13 protein-coding genes and 1 riboswitch are annotated in these 17,460 nt (G+C 53.3%); of the genes, 2 read left to right on the top strand and 11 right to left on the bottom strand.

The genetic code is table 11. From position 1 onward, the window contains the following. Positions 1-49: 49 nt before the first annotated feature. From NSS83_RS25080 to NSS83_RS25060, 5 genes are all read right to left on the bottom strand, one after another. Positions 50-1,042, bottom strand: coding sequence for a dipeptide ABC transporter ATP-binding protein (locus NSS83_RS25080; RefSeq protein WP_341187109.1), 993 nt, complete (start codon positions 1,040-1,042; stop codon positions 50-52). Next, entirely contained in the window at positions 1,039-2,028 is a 990-nt protein-coding gene (locus NSS83_RS25075) for an ABC transporter ATP-binding protein (RefSeq protein ID WP_341187108.1), read from the bottom strand. The genes NSS83_RS25080 and NSS83_RS25075 overlap by 4 nt, the downstream gene beginning before the upstream one ends. Before the next feature lie 259 nt (positions 2,029-2,287). Then, positions 2,288-3,253 (bottom strand): WYL domain-containing protein, encoded by a 966-nt coding sequence (locus tag NSS83_RS25070; RefSeq protein ID WP_341187107.1) that lies wholly within the window; start codon positions 3,251-3,253, stop codon positions 2,288-2,290. A gap of 233 nt (positions 3,254-3,486) precedes the next feature. Then, the gene (locus tag NSS83_RS25065) at positions 3,487-4,170 is read right to left on the bottom strand and encodes a hypothetical protein (RefSeq protein WP_341187106.1); all 684 of its coding nucleotides are present in this window, start codon (positions 4,168-4,170) and stop codon (positions 3,487-3,489) included. 187 nt (positions 4,171-4,357) lie between these two features. After that, positions 4,358-5,044 carry a M50 family metallopeptidase gene (locus NSS83_RS25060; protein WP_341187105.1) on the bottom strand — a complete coding sequence of 229 codons (687 nt, stop codon included), beginning with the start codon at positions 5,042-5,044 and terminating at the stop codon, positions 4,358-4,360. 212 nt (positions 5,045-5,256) lie between these two features. On the opposite strand from NSS83_RS25060, the gene NSS83_RS25055 reads away from it, so the two are divergent. Together NSS83_RS25055 and NSS83_RS25050 are read left to right on the top strand one after the other, a co-directional pair. After that, entirely contained in the window at positions 5,257-5,745 is a 489-nt protein-coding gene (locus NSS83_RS25055) for a hypothetical protein (protein ID WP_341187104.1), read from the top strand. Between the two features lie 12 nt (positions 5,746-5,757). Then, positions 5,758-6,462, top strand: coding sequence for an AIM24 family protein (locus NSS83_RS25050; protein WP_036723116.1), 705 nt, complete (start codon positions 5,758-5,760; stop codon positions 6,460-6,462). Between the two features lie 251 nt (positions 6,463-6,713). Here NSS83_RS25050 and NSS83_RS25045 read toward each other — a convergent pair whose 3' ends face one another. The 6 genes from NSS83_RS25045 to NSS83_RS25020 all read right to left on the bottom strand — a co-directional run bounded on the left by NSS83_RS25045 (position 6,714) and on the right by NSS83_RS25020 (position 17,427). After that, complete coding sequence (locus NSS83_RS25045; RefSeq protein WP_076157080.1) at positions 6,714-7,172, bottom strand: Dps family protein; 459 nt, start codon at positions 7,170-7,172, stop codon at positions 6,714-6,716. 247 nt (positions 7,173-7,419) lie between these two features. Then, positions 7,420-8,898 (bottom strand): potassium/proton antiporter, encoded by a 1,479-nt coding sequence (locus NSS83_RS25040; protein ID WP_341187103.1) that lies wholly within the window; start codon positions 8,896-8,898, stop codon positions 7,420-7,422. A gap of 130 nt (positions 8,899-9,028) precedes the next feature. After that, complete coding sequence (locus NSS83_RS25035) at positions 9,029-11,575, bottom strand: discoidin domain-containing protein (protein ID WP_341348767.1); 2,547 nt, start codon at positions 11,573-11,575, stop codon at positions 9,029-9,031. A gap of 214 nt (positions 11,576-11,789) precedes the next feature. Beyond that, positions 11,790-13,310: a glycosyl hydrolase gene (locus tag NSS83_RS25030; protein WP_341346748.1), complete on the bottom strand. Its 1,521-nt coding sequence runs from the start codon at positions 13,308-13,310 to the stop codon at positions 11,790-11,792. A gap of 191 nt (positions 13,311-13,501) precedes the next feature. After that, positions 13,502-15,820 (bottom strand): PA14 domain-containing protein, encoded by a 2,319-nt coding sequence (locus tag NSS83_RS25025; protein ID WP_341187101.1) that lies wholly within the window; start codon positions 15,818-15,820, stop codon positions 13,502-13,504. Positions 15,821-15,834: 14 nt separating this feature from the next. After that, a riboswitch (cyclic di-GMP riboswitch) is annotated at positions 15,835-15,915 on the bottom strand. 138 nt (positions 15,916-16,053) lie between these two features. Next, positions 16,054-17,427 (bottom strand): sugar phosphate nucleotidyltransferase, encoded by a 1,374-nt coding sequence (locus NSS83_RS25020; protein ID WP_341187100.1) that lies wholly within the window; start codon positions 17,425-17,427, stop codon positions 16,054-16,056. Positions 17,428-17,460: the final 33 nt, after the last annotated feature.

The following is a 17,460-nucleotide window of genomic DNA, read 5'->3' as shown; positions in this document are numbered from 1 at the left end:
CAGCTATAAACCAAGGTTCTTCTGTGTATGGCTCTAAGATGCAAACAGATCAGGCAAGCGGTGTATTGGCTTCTTCATCATAGAGATGGCAGGCTGTGAAGTGGCCGGCTTCTGTCTCCAGCAGCGGAGGTCTGGTTACCCGGCACCGCTCCATCACGCGCGGACAACGCGTGTTAAATGCACATCCGACTGGCGCATTGGCCGGACTCGGTACCTCCCCCTGCAGAATGATCCGCTCCTTGCGGATATCGGGATCAGGTTCAGGAACCGCAGAGAGCAGAGCCTGCGTATAAGGATGCTGCGGCCGGGCATAGAGCGTATGCTTGTCCGTAATTTCGACAATCCGCCCCAGGTACATTACGGCTACCCGGTCGCAGATATGCTTCACCACACTAAGATCATGGGCGATAAATATGTAAGTTAAGCCGAATTCCCGCTGCAAATCCTGCATGAGGTTAATGACCTGGGACTGGATCGATACATCCAGCGCAGAGACAGGCTCATCCGCGATAATCAGCTTCGGATGGAGTGCCAGCGCTCTGGCAATGCCGATCCGCTGGCGTTGTCCGCCCGAGAACTGGTGAGGGTAACGCTGCAGATGCGCCCTGGACAATCCGACCACATCCGCCAGCCGCTCCACCTCTGCCTTACGCTGCCTGGCATTGCCGGTGGCGTGTACAATCATCGGCTCTTCGAGAATACGCTGCACAGTATGACGCGGGTCCAGAGAGGAGAACGGGTCCTGGAAGACGATCTGCATCTCCCGGCGCTGCTTCCGCATCTTTTCCGCAGACAGCTTCGTAAGCTCCTGCCCTTCGAACCAGATCTCACCCGCTGTCGGCTCAATCAGCCGGAGCAGCGCGCGGCCGGTGGTCGATTTGCCGCAGCCGCTCTCTCCTACCAGACCGAAGGTCTCGCCCTTGCTTACAGCGAAGGAGATATCATCCACAGCCTTCACACTGCCGCGGTCCCGGCTGAAGAAGCCCTTGTTCAGCGGATAATACTTCCGGAGTCCCTTGACCTCAAGCAGGCTCTCACTCATACCGCATCCTCCTGTGGACTGTCATGCAGCCAGCATCTGCAGCTGTGCTGTTCCTCTTGCCGTGTCAGCGCCGGAAGGCTCTGCATGCAGAGCTCCATGACCTCCGGGCAGCGCGGTGCGAACCGGCAGCCCTGCATCTCTGTACTGAGAACCGGCACATTACCCGGAATGGAGTAGAGACGTTCCTTGGCTTCATCCATCCGGGGGACGGAGGCAATCAGTCCTCTCGTATACGGATGCAGCGGATTTTTGAAAATATCTCGAACACTGCCTTCCTCCACCACCTTGCCGGCATACATCACAGCCACACGGTGGCACATCTCAGCCACTACGCCAAGATCATGGGTAATCAGCATGACAGCAGTGCCTTGCTCCTCATTCAACTGGCGGATCAGCTCCAGAATCTGGGCCTGAATCGTTACATCCAGTGCGGTTGTCGGCTCATCGGCAATCAGCAGCTCCGGGCTGCAGGAGATCGACATGGCAATCATGACACGCTGGCGCATGCCGCCCGAGAGCTGATGGGGGTACTCGTCGATGATCGCTTCCGGCCGGGGAATTCCAACCTTGCGCAGCATACCGGCCGCATGCTCCCGGGCCTCCTTTCTGGAGAGACCGCGGTGCAGACGTACCGTCTCCATAATCTGCTGGCCAACTGTGAATAAGGGATTCAGCGAGGTCATCGGCTCCTGAAAGATCATGGAGACCGAATCTCCCCGGATCTTGCGCATATCCTTCTCCTTCAGCGGGACAATATCGCGGCCCTTCAGCAGGATACGTCCATCTACGATTCTTCCTGGGGGGCTTGGAACCAGCTTCAGGATGGACAGGGAGGTGACGCTCTTGCCGCAGCCCGATTCCCCCACCACGCCCAGAACCTCGCCCGGGTTAATGTAGAGATCGACACCATCCACTGCAGGAACCTCACCGCGGTCCGTTAAAAAGTGGGTATGCAGGTTTTCAATGCTCAGAATCGGCTGGATCAAGTCTCTCCCTCTTTTCTGCTAAAAATTGAACGAAGGTCAAATGACTGGTCAGGAAAACTATTTAAAAAGTTAGATACAATAACCAATACCTAACATATTAAGTAATATAATTGACTTTAAATACATATTACTGTTATTTAATGTATAACATTACTATGGATATCCTATCTAGGCAAGGGAAATTTGTGCATATAACTAACCCTATGAATTTTATATGAATATATCAGAGCATAAAAATCCGGGGAAAATATACTTATCGTTATTTGTACAGCGACAGCCACTTCTCCAACTGATGCTTCAGCACATCCCGGTAGTACAGCGGCTCCATAATCTCAGCCTCTTCCTTGTATTTCATAATCCAATGGACGAAGCCGATGTCCTGCTCCACAGCGACCTTGAAATGCAGGCTGCGGTTCTGGCGGTCCACTCTGCTCGGCTTCACAAACATTTCCTCCTGCTTCAGCCGTTCCATCATCCGCTGCGAGAATTTGACTCTGAATTCAACCTGCAGGCTGTCCTGCTCCAGGGACCACTTCTGCTCCATGAAGGACTGCAGATCGAACTGATCTTTGGAGAACCACCTGTCCAACTGATTCACACTGGAGAAGCCGTTAATATGAAAGGTACGGATAATTCCAAAACGGTGACAGAAACCAATCAGGTGAAAACGATTCTCTAGCGGGACCAGGCAATAGGGATCAATCCGGATACCTTTTTCTTCGTAGGCATTCTCACTATAGTCAGCCTGTATGCTTCTCTGCTTCATCACGGCATCCAGAATGTCGGTCAGAAAGAGGGGCTGGTCTCCCTGAGATCTGCTATTTTCCGTCCAGTTTGGTCCGGCTTCTTTTTTCGTAGGCTCCATTGTTTCTTCCCTTTCTGCCTTTTGCTTATAATCTGCCGCCATCACTTTCTCGTATGCATCTTCAAAGCCCGGGGGCAGTAAAGGTTTGATCTCCGCCATAATACTGCGCAACTGTGAAAAAGCCTCTTCTTCCTCTTCTGACCAATCCAAGGGGTAGAGCGCGAAATTCCCGATAAAAGCATACCCCTTGCCATGTCCCATATGAGTAATGGGGATATGCATGGCACTGAGCGCATCCATATCCCGATAAATCGTTCTCTCGCTGTTGCCGCATCGTTCCGCCAGCTCACGGGCCAGAATTCCCGGTTTGGCTTGAACTAGCGTAATGATGCGCATCAGCCGGATCAATCGGTCTGTCATATTCAGTTCTCCTTGACTTATGGTAAAATAGACCCATTATTTTTAAATAAACTAGTTATATATATCTATAACCAAGGATGTAATAACCGAGATAAGAAAATATAATAGAACTATTTTACTATGTTACCACATTTATATATTACGCATTTCTTTATCTGCTCCGCCGGGTGTGATTGTATATTTGAGCCCTATGTATGGGTAATTCCTATTCTATCTACGCAGCTTCCCTGCAATTATCTCATTCCGGTCCTGCTAAGCGGCAGATTCTCCACCTCCAGTCTTTTATACAGCGCTTCCGCTTCTCTGAGCAGCTGCATATCCCCGGAGCGGGCAGACATCAGCAGCAACTGGTCCGCCTGCCTGCGAAGAATATCTGCGGGCACCTCCGGCTTGTTCTTTATCCGGGCCTCCTGGGCCTCCGCGATTAGAGCCTCTGTCTGCAGCAGTGCCAGATGCTTCTCCACATGGAAGCAGGAGCGGGCCCCCAGCAGGTCGGTATGATGGGAATATTCGATTCCCAGCTTCTTAAGCGGCAGCTCGCGGATACGCTCCACCGTAGGCTGCTTGTATTGCCATTGCAGCCAGAGGGCTTCATGTATGCCTGCAGGCATACCCGCCATCATGAATTCCAGGGCGATGTACCTGCGCTGTCCGGAATGGATTTTGCCAAGCTTCAGGAGCAGTGATCTCCCCTCTCCTTCTTCTGCACTACACCCGTAACATCCTGTTACCTTGACATGACTTTCGAGCCAGACACGCAGCTCAATATCCCGGGCTACCACCTTGCGGCTCTTCTTGCGGAAATCTTCACCTTGTAGCGCTCCTTTCCACTCCACGAGCAGCACTACTTTCTTGGCACCGCCTGCCAAAATACGCTCCTGGCTCCATGTAAACAACGTCTGAATACTTGCTTGCATATTTCCACCTCTTTCTTAATTTGGGTCTTCTATTAATGTACCAATATTGGCGGACAACTCCTTGTCATGGAATGTATGTTCGGTCCTATAATATCGACAAAAAAAGAGCCAACCTCCCCCTAAAGGGGATTGCCTCTTTGCGAAAGCCTATTCTTTTGTCAAAATATGACGAACAAAGTTTTACGCATTACATCAATCTCACCCGTCTGCCCGCTTTCTCATGGCGGAAGAACAGCCCTAGGGCCCAGGTTGCACACAGCAATGCGAAGAGGAAGAACAGGAGTGACCACACCGGGGCCGGTAAAATGGTTAATCTGGACAAATTCGCTGCGTCCCCTGCCCGGGAAGGTGTCACGACGGAAGCATAGACCAGGAATAAGGTCCCCATTACGGACTCCTCCAGGGTCAGGAACGCAAGAAACAGGTAGTACACCTTGCTGACCTTCGGCCAGAGAAACAGCATCGCAGCATTCAGCAGAATGAAGCCGCTCAGCCAGATCATCCCGAAGCCGCCCCGCACATACAGCACAAGCATAATTAGCGCGACCAGGCTGGCCAGAACCAGCCCCCATTCCCGCTTATCTCTACTATAGAAATAGAAGAGCAGCAACGCGAACAGTGAAGCCAGTGGATAACCCGCCAGCGACACCAGGATTGCCTTGCCTCCGGCAGCAATCGCTGAATAGGTCACACCGCTGTGATCAGAATACAGCTCAATGCGCAGCACATTGCCGGAGAGCAGCAGGGTCATCAGCGCGTGGCCGAATTCATGGAACATGGTATCCAGATTACGGAATAAGGAGGAGAACGGAATAAACCGGGTTAACAGGGCAGAGCCTGCCAGGAACAACAGTGTTTTGAGCCATCTATTCATTGAACACAGCCCCTTTCCGTTCACAGTATACGTTAATTTGCAGCGACACTCAATATCGCGGGAACCATCTCTGGCTTAACGCTGTATTACCTGTATGGTTCTCTCTATGGACCTGAAGGGTAATTATGCCTACAGCCTTCCAGGTTGTTCAAACGGCAAGCAGCTATGATAAAATAGGAAGACAATTAGCTCTAACAGGTGGTGATCAGTTAATGAAAAGACGGGTAACAGGAGTGATGCTGAAGCTGCTGGGTTCGTCCCTGCTTCTGCTTGGCCTTACTCTCACTTGGCCTGCCCCCGAGGCCAAGGCCAATTATCTGAATGATATATACAATGGAATACAGAGCTTCTCGGAGCTTCCCGGAGAAGTCACCAAGCTGCAGGAGAGTTACCAGAAGACTGCAGAAGAGCTTCAGCAGACGAAGGAGGATCTCGGTGAAGCCAAGGACCAGCTGACGGACAGCCTGCAGCAAATGCAGACGTATCAGTCCCAGAATGCCGCCCTGCAGGAGCAGAACCGTCAGCTCAGCCAGGTCGTGGACGAGCTGAAGAACGACCGGACAGCGAGAGAGAATTATTTCAACCGGATCAAGGTGACGGTCATCTCCGGGATTGCTCTTCTTGTCGGCTACTTCCTGCTGATCCGGGTGCTGCGCTTCACAATGCGCCACCGCTCCAGAAGAAGTGACCGGCTGCGTTAAGGAGGATGAAGAATGAACATAGACATTCAGGATGAAGGCGACAGCGGCAGCGGACAGGCGGTTGCTTTTACCGTTCAGGAGAACGAAGAGGTTCATGTGCTGCATCCGCAGCAGATTATTGCTTACCAGGGCCCTTCGGCAGGACGTGCCGACCGGTTCATGGATGTGAAGGGCATGTACCGCAAGCGCAAGCTGATCCGGGCGGATCTGACCGGCCCTTGCCGGTTCACAGCCGCGCTGCCGCCCGGCTACCGGGTCAAGACCATCCAGCTCGACAGTAAAAGCGATCTGCTCTACGATTTCAGGCATCTCTTCTTCTACAGTAAGGGAGTCACGATGCAGACGAGAGTCCTGAGCATGAAGAATATGCTGATTACCCGTGATATCGTCAAGGTCAAATTCTCCGGCCGCGGCAGCATCGGCATTCTGACGGAGGGCACGGTCTGCGAAGCCGAGCTCCATCCCTTCGATCCCCTGTATGTCGATGCCGGGAGCATTATCGCTTATCCTGAGAACGCCAAGCTGGAGCTGACGGTCTACGGCAACCATCTCGCCAGCCAGCATATGAGCTATCACTGGAAGATGACCGGCCACGGGCCTGTGCTGTTCCAGGCCGGACGCCAGAGCAGACGCTTCGAGCGCGACAATAATGAAGACGGCATTATCAAGCGCTTCCTGCGGGAGGCCCTGCCCTTTGGCGGTGTATTTATTAAGTAAGCGGAAACGGCATTGCCGTCCTTTGAAAAGACGGTGCCGTTTCAGCGAGAAATAGAAGGATAAGTTATCGTGTGAAACATATAAATTCTTATATTTTAAGCAAAGAGCGCCCGCATGTGTAACGCGGGCGCTCTTCTATATTTCCTGTGCCGGAATTAAGCAAGTGGAAACGGCATTGCCGTCCTTTGAAAGGACGGTACCGTTTCAGCGAGAAATAGAAGGATAACGTATAGCGTGAAACCTATACGTTCTTATATTTCCAGGTAAGCGTTCAGCATCCAGGCTGTCTTTTCTACACTTGTCCGGATTCCGATCAGCAGATCGGCGGTAGGCTGGTCGCTGACCTCCTCTGCGCTAGTAATACCCTGCTTCAGCTCTTCAGCTACGGCAGCGAAGTCTTGCACCAGCTGTGCCACCATTTCCTTCGCGCTCTCACCACCGGCAGCTTCCTTCAGGCTGGAGAGCTTCAGGTACTCTGCCATGGTGGAAGCAGGGCGTCCGCCGATGGCGAGCAGCCGTTCAGCCAGCTCATCCACATAACCCGCAGCTTCGTTGTACAGCTCTTCGAATTTCTCATGCAGCGTGAAGAATTGAGTTCCGCTGACATACCAGTGGTAGTGATGCAGCTTCACTCCCAGCAACGTCCAGTTCGCGGTCTGACGGTTCAGAACAGCATGCAGTGCAGTGTGGCTGTTAACTTGTGTACTCATTTAAAAAACCTCCCGGAGTGTGTATTTTACAACTTATTGTATTTAGACTCGTTCTAAATCTATATACAATTTAACATACTTTTTGCCGTATTGCAATCTAATGTCCTGCATCCTTGATGTACTGCACATTCTAGCACTCCTCCGGGAGCCTATCCTATAATTTGAATCACAATTCTGGAAAAGCACATGGATTGACATAAATCACCTAAACCGGAAGAGAAGCTAACATCCTCCCGTAGGATGTCCCTTATACCGTAGGGATATCCGTCTCTGCCGCCCGCCCCAGGCCGCTGCGGAAGATGGCGCGCATCTCCTCCCGTTTGCTCTTGGGGCTAAGCACATATACCGTATCTCCAGGTTCAATCACCGTGCTGCCATGCGGCGTCACGATCGTCTTGTTCCGGATAATGGCCGTGAACAGAATATCGTCCGGCAGGCCGAGCTCTGCAATCTGCATGCCGCATATCGCCATCTGCCGGTCAATTCCGATATGATTGAATTCGGAATCGGTCTTCCCGAGCGCAACCAGCTCCATTAATGAAGGCTGGGATGCCTGCTCCCGGCCCACCAGCCTCAGCCGCGAGGCCAGAGGCGAAATCGTTGTTCCCTGAATCACTGCCGAGGTCAGGACAACGAAGAATACGACATTGAAGAACAGCCTGCCGTGCGGCAGCCCCGCGAGCAGCGGGTAGGTCGCCAGAACAATCGGGACGGCTCCCCGGAGCCCGGCCCAGGAGATTAGCAGCTTTTCACGGAAGGAGAACCGGGACACGAGCAGGCTGAGGAATACGCCAAGCGGTCTTGCTAGGGCCATCAGGATGACAGACAGCAGCAGCCCTTGCCAGGCCACCGCCGCCAGCTCCTGCGGGAAGACCAGCATCCCGAGCAGAATGAACATGGCAATCTGCATCATCCAGGCAAAGCCATGATTGAAGTTCATAATGGTGCGGTGGTACATCAGTTCGGAATTCCCCAGCACCAGCCCCATGACATAGACGGCAAGCAGCCCGCTGCTGTGTACCATGGCCGAGACCCCGTAAGTCAGAACTGCGAAGCCGACCGCCATGACCGGATACAGCCCGGTGGAGTCCAGATTTATCCGGTTAATCAGATACACCGCCAGCTTGCCAATGATGATTCCGACCAGCAGCCCTACACCCATCTCCCAGAAGAACGACAGCACCAGGCTCAACACTGCGGTATCCGGGTGCTGCACCCATTCAATCAGCGACACAGTAAGGAATACAGCCATCGGATCATTGCTGCCGGATTCGGCTTCAAGCGTCGAGGTTAACCGTTTATCGATATTTTTGCCGCCCAGTACGGAGAATACCGCCGCCGCATCTGTGGAGCCGACAATGGCCCCGAACAGGAAGCTCTCCGCCCAGGGTACACCGAGTACGAATTTGGCAAAAATACCAACGATCATTGTAGTCAGCAGCACTCCGAGTGTAGCCAGCGATAACGCCGGCTTGAGAATCGGGCGAATATCCTTCATACTCGTCTGCATGCCGCCCTCAAACAGAATCACCACCAGAGCAAAAATGCCGGCAATCTGTGTGAGCGAAGCATTGTTGAAATAAATAAAATGGCTGAGTATCATGCCTGCCGCAATAAACAGGACCAGAGCAGGCATGCCAAAACGGGTGGAGAATTTGGTGGAGAGCACGGCGATCAGCAGCAAAGCCGCCAGCAGCAGGATGATTTGATCTGCAAGATGAGTCATGAACCGGTTCACACCTTCCCCGGAGCCGGGTATCCGCCTTAGCCCCATGTATTTTATAGTAATGTTTATGATTCCACGACAGAAAAAAACCCCGGTGGGCTGAATACCACGGAGGTTATTATGCCGTCCTTCATTCTCTTGAATACACCTGCAGCTCCTGAATAGACCAATAGTTGCCGCCGGAGCCTGTCTGGGTAATCTTGATATGCCGGGTCTTGACCGGGGCAAACGTAATCTTGGTCTTCCCCAGCTGGCCTTTGCCTGCTGCGACCTGTCTCCAGCTCTTGGCATCATCGGATACCTGCACAATGTAGCCGCGCGGATAGTCATATGGTGATAAAGGATAATCCATATCTATAGCTTCTACCGTATGTTCGGCGCCCAGATCAATCTGGAAGTACTCCCCCGAGGCCTGATGCTTGACCGTATCCCAGCGGGTCCGCCGGTCTCCGTCAATGGCACCTGCCGGATTGGAAGCCTCCTTACTCACACTGGACGTCACCTTCCAGCCTGCCCGGTCCAGCGGGACAAGTCCGGTTGCTGTAATCTGTGTCTTCTCTGACATCACACCAGAGCCGGACACTCTTACAGCATAAGTATAAAGTGTGCCTTCCTTCAGCTTGCTATCGTTATACTCCGTTCCCTTAACCGCTGTAGCGATGACCTTCAGCTTCTCGTCCGGGCCGTCCGCCCGGAGCACTTCATAGCTTGCTCCGGGGGCTTCCAGCCAGTTCAGATGCATCGATAATCCCTTGACAGCAGTCGCCTTCAGGCCCTGCGGCGCCGTATCCGCTACCTCGGAGGAAGGCTCCAGAATGTACTGTACACCTTCTCCCGGAGCCAGCGTCTCCGTGAATTCCAGCTCCGGCGAAGCGGCTCTGCCGGTTACGTAACTGCGGGCCTCCTCATAAGTGTCACCCTTGCCGAACCGTTCTCCTTCGTACACCGTTTTCTTCGGCATAGTGACCTTGACCTTAACGGTCTGCTCGGTCTTCTCGAAATTGACGAAGTTCACCAGCACCTTGTTGGATGTCGCCTTGCTGCCCGCCAGCGGCTCAAGCGTGGAGGTGTCCACGGCTCTTACATAGACCAGCTTATCCTTCAGCTCCTCCTTATTGCTGATCTGATAGGTCAGCGGAGCGCCGTGTGTGGCATAAGCCAGATCCAGCCTGCGCATGATACTGACGCGGGATTCTTCGCCTTCCTTCGTGTAGTAGATCTCTGTAGCCGCCGGATCGTGATCCTCCAGATTGAAGCCGTATTTGAACAGGCTGAAATTCTTGAAGAAGGCGGCATGCTGCACGAACATATCGGCATAGCCGATATGTGCCCGCATAATCCGGTCGAACACCGCCGAGGTCCGCTCCTTGGCCCCGTATTGATACGCGTCCACATGGGAGTCCGAGGTGCCGAACTCAGTAGCGAGCATTTTTTTGCTAAGCCCGTCTACCGATCCCCCAAAGGTCTTCAGGTTCTCCGTGAAGCTCCCGCCCTGACCGAAAATATAGGAATCGCCATAAGAATGGCCATTTGTCAGATCCGTTACCGCCTCCAGCTCATCGCGCTGCTTCGGGTCGCGTTCCCAGCCGTCTGGGTCTCCGCACTGCTTCACGGGCCCCTTCTGGTTGCCGCACGAATCTTCGCTGTAGCCCGGCCAGTAGGCCCATCCGGGTGCAACCGTCTGCAAATGAGGCGCGATTGTCTTACCCTTGCTGTTCAGCCACTCGGCTATAGCCAGATTGACCGCTTTGGAACGGTTGAACAGGCCCGGTTCGTTATCCACCTCGTAATACTGGAAGTACGGGCTGTACTTCTGGAAATAATCCGTCAGCTTCTTCTCCGCATCCTCCGGCAGCGTTCCGTCCGCCTTCAGCTTGATATCGCCTGTGTACAGATAGAGCGCTACGGCCTGCATATTGTAATCCTTCAGGACCTTATAGTACTCCTCCATCTTCTCACAGGAACGGCCCACATCGCTGGCACAGCTGGTTCGCATGATATTGCCGCTGTAGGCTACGCCCAGCCACTTCATAATATAGGGCAGATGCGTAACCGCCCCCTCGTCAAAATAAAACTGCTTGTTATTGACCACCGTCCCGGTCACCGTATAGCTGCCGTGAATCGGCTCCTTAATCGGAGACTTCAGCGCCTCCAGACTGAGATTATCCCATGTCCACCAGTTGTACTTATCCTCAGCTTCTGAGGAATAGATTCCCCTGGCCGTCCGCAGCGTCAGCTCGTTGGTGCCGCTGATGAGCTGCTCTTTGGGAATGTACAGCTCATAGGTTTTGCGGAAGTCGTATTTGCTGCCTGTTCCGGCAATCCCGGCGATCTGAATGATGCCTGAGAGCTGAGCGTTGGAGAATACGCTCATCTGGGGTACGGATTTGTACGCATCGATAATGCTGACGCGAAATAAGACCCCGTGCTCCGGGATCTTATCCAGCTCATACTGAATCCGCAGCTCCGGGTTGGTCTCCCCGTGCAGGCCGGAGGGAAGGGACTTCAGCTCTGCCGACCTGGCAGTGGTTGAGGCTATGCTGAGCGTCTTCTTCACCCCGTTTGACCCTGCCGCCTTGAACTCATCGGCAGAGCCGTCATGCTTGCCAAGCTTCCATAGAACCGTTCCTTCCGGCATCTCAGGACCGGCATCCTTAGCCGCTGACAATGAAGACAGATCTACATCCGCTTCACCGTCCTTCGTCCCGTAATCTCCGAAGATAGAGACGGACAACAGAACCAAGATGATCAGTGCTGCAAATTTTAGTAGCCTGTGGAGATATTTACCGGGTTTCTTTTGAACTCTAGTCCTCATTCCCTTGTCCTCGCTTTCTTCCGGAATTCTATGCTGTACCGGGATAACGTTACGCTTCTTCTGCTGCGGAGCTTCCTTAAGGAAGCGTCAGTGCACTCTGGGGAATTATCATCTGCTTCTGGCTCTGGCTTCTCCACATCAGACTGACGCTGGCATCCCCGCGGTTCTCGTAATACTCTACCTTGATGGCGTAGGGGGTATTTGCAGAAAGTGTGATGCTGCCCTCCTTGCCCGTGCTGCTCTGATTCTTCCAGCTGTCGATCAGGAGCTTGCCGCCGATCCATACGCGGATGCCGTCATCCGAAGAAGCGGTGAACGTATACTTTTCACTGTAGAGAGGCTTAAGGGTCCCGGTCCAGCGTACCGAGAATGCATCCTTGGGCAGGCCGTAGGCCGGTGAATTGCCATGCCAGTTGAATTGAAGGGTGCTGTCGTTACGGGTAAGCAGCGGTGTGCCGGACAGGTCCATATTGCCATAATACTGGCCCTTCAGGCCGTTCCTTGAGCTTACAGCCGCCGCATGCGTTTTGGTACCCACCGCGAGCTTATAGTCCTCCCGCGATACCGTGTATTTATGATTCATGAAGCTTTGGATTTTTACGGGCGGATTATTCTCCACCAGCATCTTGCCCCATGTCATCGTATATACCCATTTGCTTTGTTTTTGAGACATGATGACAGGGTCTGGAAGCTCTCCGCTCTCCCCGATGCCTATTGGTTTGCCGCCTGCAAGCTTCAGGAGGCTGTCATAATAAGACTGCTTGAAATCATTGTCGTAAATGTCGGCGGCCAGAATATCCACCTTGGCGGTGCCGGGAAAATAGGCGGCATACGGCTCAGACGACTTGTTGGGGGCATTCGGATTCCACACCCACAGCAGATTGTTCAGCTTATGCGTCTTCACCATGCGGTCATAGACCAGGTCCCAGAGCTTCGCAAAGTCATCCTTCTGCCCCCACCAGAACCAGCCGCCGTTCATTTCATGATAGGGCCGCCATAACACCGGAACTCCGGCATCGCGCAGCTCACCCAGATACTTGGCCACTTCATCCAGCTCAGCAACCAAAGCCTTATACTGCGGCGTTCCGGGAGTGACGTACTGCTTGAATTGATCCTGGCTAAGCGGCTTCTGCACATTGGTCCATACCGGCGCGGTTCCCGGCAGATTCTGATGGAAGGTCATGGCGACAATGCCGCCGCCCTCATGCCATCGTATGGCGCTGTCCACGACAGCCTGACGCTGTCTGGCAATGGTCTCCTTAGACTGGTTGCCTATGGCTCCCAGCTCATAGCCATGCAGAACGGCATAGCGGCCGCTTGTTGTGCGGAGCTTATTATTGAATTCATCGGGGCTCTCCAGGTAATCATGCTGGCCGGATATCATCCCCTTGCCGCTAAGATTACTAAGATAGCTTAACAGTGCGGAAGCCTCCTTGGAGGCCGAAGGATTAATGGGCTTTATGGGAGCGGGGGCGGCAGGTGCCGTAACCTTGGCGGCTGCGGGCAGACTGCGCCCTTCCCCCCATGGAAGTAATGAAAGGATAAGGATTAGAGGAAAAATAGTTGTATATAGCCTGTACTTACGGTAAGTGTTCAATGTAATCTCCTTTCTCCAGCCACACTCTCAGGCAGGCCCCGGAGGTTAAGCCTCCCGGATTATCTGCCTTTCTATAGCTTAGTAGCCCTGCTGGTAAGCAGGGCCATTAAGAGTGGCTTACAGGATTTATAATTGTAACGTCTTAACCAGTAACAGCGCCAATGATGAACACAGCTGCGGACCTTATGAGCTTAGGAAGCGGACGGGAGGAACAGCGCGCTTGCCGGAACGGTACCTTTGGCTTGGCTCGGACTCTGCCACATTAGCCGCGCTTTTGCATCCCCTTGATTCTCATAATACTCTACCTGAATATCATACAGCTCGCCTGCGGTCAGGCTGATGCTGCCCATGCGTTCGGTGCCGCTCTGCTTCACCCAGCTGTCAATCACAAGCTCACCGTTCACCCGTACGCGGATACCGTCATCAGAATGGGTATAAATCTGATACGTCTCTGTGTACAGCGGCTTAATCTTGCCACTCCAGCGGACAGAGAAGAAGTCTACGCCGATAGCGGCATCCGGCGAGCCTTGGCGCCAGTTGAAATCAAGCACCGCATCGGTGCGCACTGCAGCGGGTTCGCCCGATAGCGTCATGTTATTGAAGTATTCCGCGTACAACCCATTGGCAGCAGGGACTTCTACCGGCAGATCCACCGGTGTTGCTGTAGGAGAAGGAACGGGAACAGGAGCCGCTGTCGGCGTTGGCGTAGGCACTGGTGTCGGTGCTGGCGTCAGTGTTGGTGCTGGTGTTGGCATTGGTGTCGTTACTGGTGCCGGCGTTGCTGTCGGTGCTGGCACTGCTGTCGCTGCTGGTACCGTTGTCGGTACTGCTGTTGCAGCCGGAGCAGGTATGGATGTGTTGCCTGCTCTGGAGAAAAGTGCACTTGAAGGTACGGTTCCCTTCACCTGGCTGGGGCTCTGCCACATCAGATGGACATTCGCATCGCCTGCATTCTCGTAATACTCTACCTTGATATCGTATAGTTGCCCGGCAGTCAAGGCTATGGTTCCTGTGCGGGCCGTTCCGCTCTGCTTAACCCAGCTGTCAATGACGGCTGTACCGTTCACCCACAAGCGGATACCGTCATCCGATGTAGTATAGAACTGATAGCTCTCACTGTAAGCCGGCTTAATCTGGCCGGTCCAGCGGATCGAGAAGTAATCTACGCCGAGTGCGGCATTAGGAGTACTCTGACGCCAATTGAAGCTGATGACATCATCGTTACGGACCATAACCGGTGTTCCCGAGAGCGTCATGTTCTTGAAGTATTCTCCAAGCAAGCCATTCTGGGCAGGCTTACTCTCCGGATCACCGGAGGTTGGGACCGGCTTCGGCGCAACGGTTGGCGCCGGTGTTGCGGTTGGCGCCGGTGTCGGCGTTGCGGTTGGCGTCGGTGTCGGTGTCGGCGTCGGCGTTGCTGTAGGCGTCGGCGTTGCGGTTGGCTTAGGAGCCGCCGCCGGAGCAGACCAGGCCTTATATTGGTCACGGGTCAGTGTGTAGCTGTCATTCATAAAATTCTTGATCGTAGCTGTGCTGTTATTCTCGTAGAGCATCTTGCCCCAGTTCATCATAAACACGTAATTCTGCTGATTCAGCTTCAGCTTCGAGATGTTCGGCATTTCACCATTCTCGCCGATGCCGATCGGTTTGCCGCCAGCCAGACTGGTCAGATCATCATGATATTTATTGGAGTAGTCGTTATTATATATATCTGCTGCCAGCACATCCACTCTGTCCGCACCCGGATAAGTCCGCGGATAGGGATCGGAGTTTGCATTAGGCGCATTCGGGTTCCATACCCAGAGCAGATTATTTAACTGATGAACGTTCACGAACCGGTCATACATAATATTCCACAGGGATGTAAAATTATCTTTCTTCCCCCACCAGAACCAGCCGCCGTTCATTTCGTGGTAAGGTCTCCAGAGGATCGGAACCTTAGCATCCCGCAGGCTTTTCAGAGAGACAGCTACTTTATCCAAATCGGTGATCAGAGCATTATACTCTGGCGTTCCGGGGGTTACGTATTTGTTAAATTGCGCCTGGGTGATTGACTTCTGCACATTGGACCATTCGTACTTGGTGCCCGGCAGATTCTGGTGAAAGGTCATGGCGACAATGCCGCCCGCTCTGGACCAGTTCGTCGCACTCCAGACGATATTTTTGCGTTGTGCAGCTACTCCGCTCTCACTCTGCCCACCGATTGCTCCCAGCTCATAACCATGCAGTGCTGCGTATTGTCCGCTTGTTCCCTTCAGCTTGTTGCTCAGCTCATCCGGACTCTCGAAATAGTCATGCTGGCCTGTAATGATTCCATTTCCCGAGATACCATACAGATTATTCAGCAGCTTGACCGCCTCCGCTGAGGCGTTAGGGTTCACCGGCGCTCCTTCAGAGGAGGCAGCCTTGACGGTGGAAGGGGCGATTCCCAGTCCCACAGGTACAGCAGACAATACCACGGCCAGCGACAGCACAGCGCAGAGCAAACGAGACTTACGGTAAGTTTTCACAATATTCTCTTCCTTTCGGTAGCCAGGCTGCCACTCTTGCGAAGGCCCTATAGCTTTGCGTCCCTGTCTTTCGATCAGGTTTGCCTTTGTCGTTTTGGAAGGATCAATCCCTCTTACCGTAAATTATCGTCTTTATGCAATTTTTTTGTAGAGCAAACGCGAATTTTTCCGAATAAATAGTTCCGAGTACCTGTTTTGATTCTGTAACAAATGGTTAAATAGATAAGTTAGACCTACGAAATGAACTGATGTAGCGCTATATCCTCCCAGTCCAGAGTAATACGGATATTATCTTCCTCTACCAGCTCCGACCCCGTCTGCACCTCAATGAACTCCACATCGGTAAGAGCAAGAATGGCATGCTTGGTCCCTTCCGGTATCCGCACCACATCTCCCGCCTTCACCGTATGCATCTTCTCATTGATGACAATACTGGCTTCCCCGCTGACGAAGGTCCAGATTTCACTGCGTTTGTGATGCAGCTGATAGCTGATATTTTTACCCTCATTGATGAAAATCCGCTTGGTCAGCACCTCGTTGCCCTCATCATATTTCACATAATCTATCACCTTGTAATGACCCCAGCGGCGTTCCTCGTACATCGGTCTTTGTTCAAAAGACTTCAGCACTTCCTTGATCCGCGGACTCTCGGTCTTGTGCGTCACCAGAATACCGTCCGGGCTGGCGGCGATAATCAGATCCTTCGCCCCGATCACGGTAATCGGAATATCCAGCTCGTTAATGAGACAGGTGCCTTCGGAGTCTGCTGTTACGAAGCCTTTACCGACATGGTTGCTGCTCATTTCTTCGGTAAGGGTGTTCCAGGTACCCAGGTCCTTCCAGAATCCGGCGTACGGCTGCACGACGATGTTCTCCTCTTTCTCCACCACTTCATAATCGAAGCTGATGGACGACAGCAGCTTATACTGCTTCTGCAGCTCCTCGTAATTCAGCGGCAATCCTTTGCGCTGCAGGATATCCAGCAGGTAACCCAGACGGAAGGCGAACACCCCGCAGTTCCAGAGCGCGCCTTGGCTGATCAGCTCCTCGGCCTGCACACGGTCCGGCTTCTCCTGAAAGTGGCTGACCTGCAGATAACCATTCGCTCCCGCATCTGCGCCGGTTGGAATAATGTAGCCGTATTTCTCCGAAGCATGCTCGGGAACTACGCCCATCAACGCCAGGTTCGCCCCGCTCACCAGCATGGTGTTCTCCAGCTGCAGCACCGTTTCGAAAAAGGAGGATTCCACGTATGGGTCCACCGGCAGAATCGCCACGGTCTCGCTTGGAGACACCCCCGCGATGGAATACAAATAGGCCGCCGTCAGCGCAATGGCCGGGAAGGTATCCCGCCGCTCCGGCTCCACGATGATCGGCACCTCGCTGCCGAGCTGACTCTGGATCATCTCCACCTGGCTGCGTCCGGTCGCCAGATAAGAGGACCCGGCCATGCCGTTCTCCTCCAGCTGTCTCCATACCCGTTGTACCATTGATTCCGGTTCACCTGCCGGACTTGCCAGTACCTTCAGAAATTGCTTGGAGCGTGAATCATTGGACAACGGCCAGAGCCGCTTGCCGGAGCCGCCTGATAGAAGTACTAGTTTCATAGTGAACCCTCCGTATCGTATTGTTATTGGGTA

Origin of the sequence: Paenibacillus sp. FSL H3-0469, assembly GCF_038051945.1 — a bacterium.
In the GTDB taxonomy this organism is placed as follows: domain Bacteria; phylum Bacillota; class Bacilli; order Paenibacillales; family Paenibacillaceae; genus Paenibacillus_AQ.
This window is presented reverse-complemented; position numbering and strand designations above follow the sequence as displayed.

Coding starts and splice junctions, on each gene's coding strand:
- NSS83_RS25080 (WP_341187109.1), bottom strand. CDS start 1,042: ATGAGTGAGAGCCTGCTTGAGGTCAAGGGACTCCGGAAGTATTATCCG.
- NSS83_RS25070 (WP_341187107.1), bottom strand. CDS start 3,253: ATGACAGACCGATTGATCCGGCTGATGCGCATCATTACGCTAGTTCAA.
- NSS83_RS25065 (WP_341187106.1), bottom strand. CDS start 4,170: ATGCAAGCAAGTATTCAGACGTTGTTTACATGGAGCCAGGAGCGTATT.
- NSS83_RS25060 (WP_341187105.1), bottom strand. CDS start 5,044: ATGAATAGATGGCTCAAAACACTGTTGTTCCTGGCAGGCTCTGCCCTG.
- NSS83_RS25055 (WP_341187104.1), top strand. CDS start 5,257: ATGAAAAGACGGGTAACAGGAGTGATGCTGAAGCTGCTGGGTTCGTCC.
- NSS83_RS25050 (WP_036723116.1), top strand. CDS start 5,758: ATGAACATAGACATTCAGGATGAAGGCGACAGCGGCAGCGGACAGGCG.
- NSS83_RS25045 (WP_076157080.1), bottom strand. CDS start 7,172: ATGAGTACACAAGTTAACAGCCACACTGCACTGCATGCTGTTCTGAAC.
- NSS83_RS25040 (WP_341187103.1), bottom strand. CDS start 8,898: ATGACTCATCTTGCAGATCAAATCATCCTGCTGCTGGCGGCTTTGCTG.
- NSS83_RS25020 (WP_341187100.1), bottom strand. CDS start 17,427: ATGAAACTAGTACTTCTATCAGGCGGCTCCGGCAAGCGGCTCTGGCCG.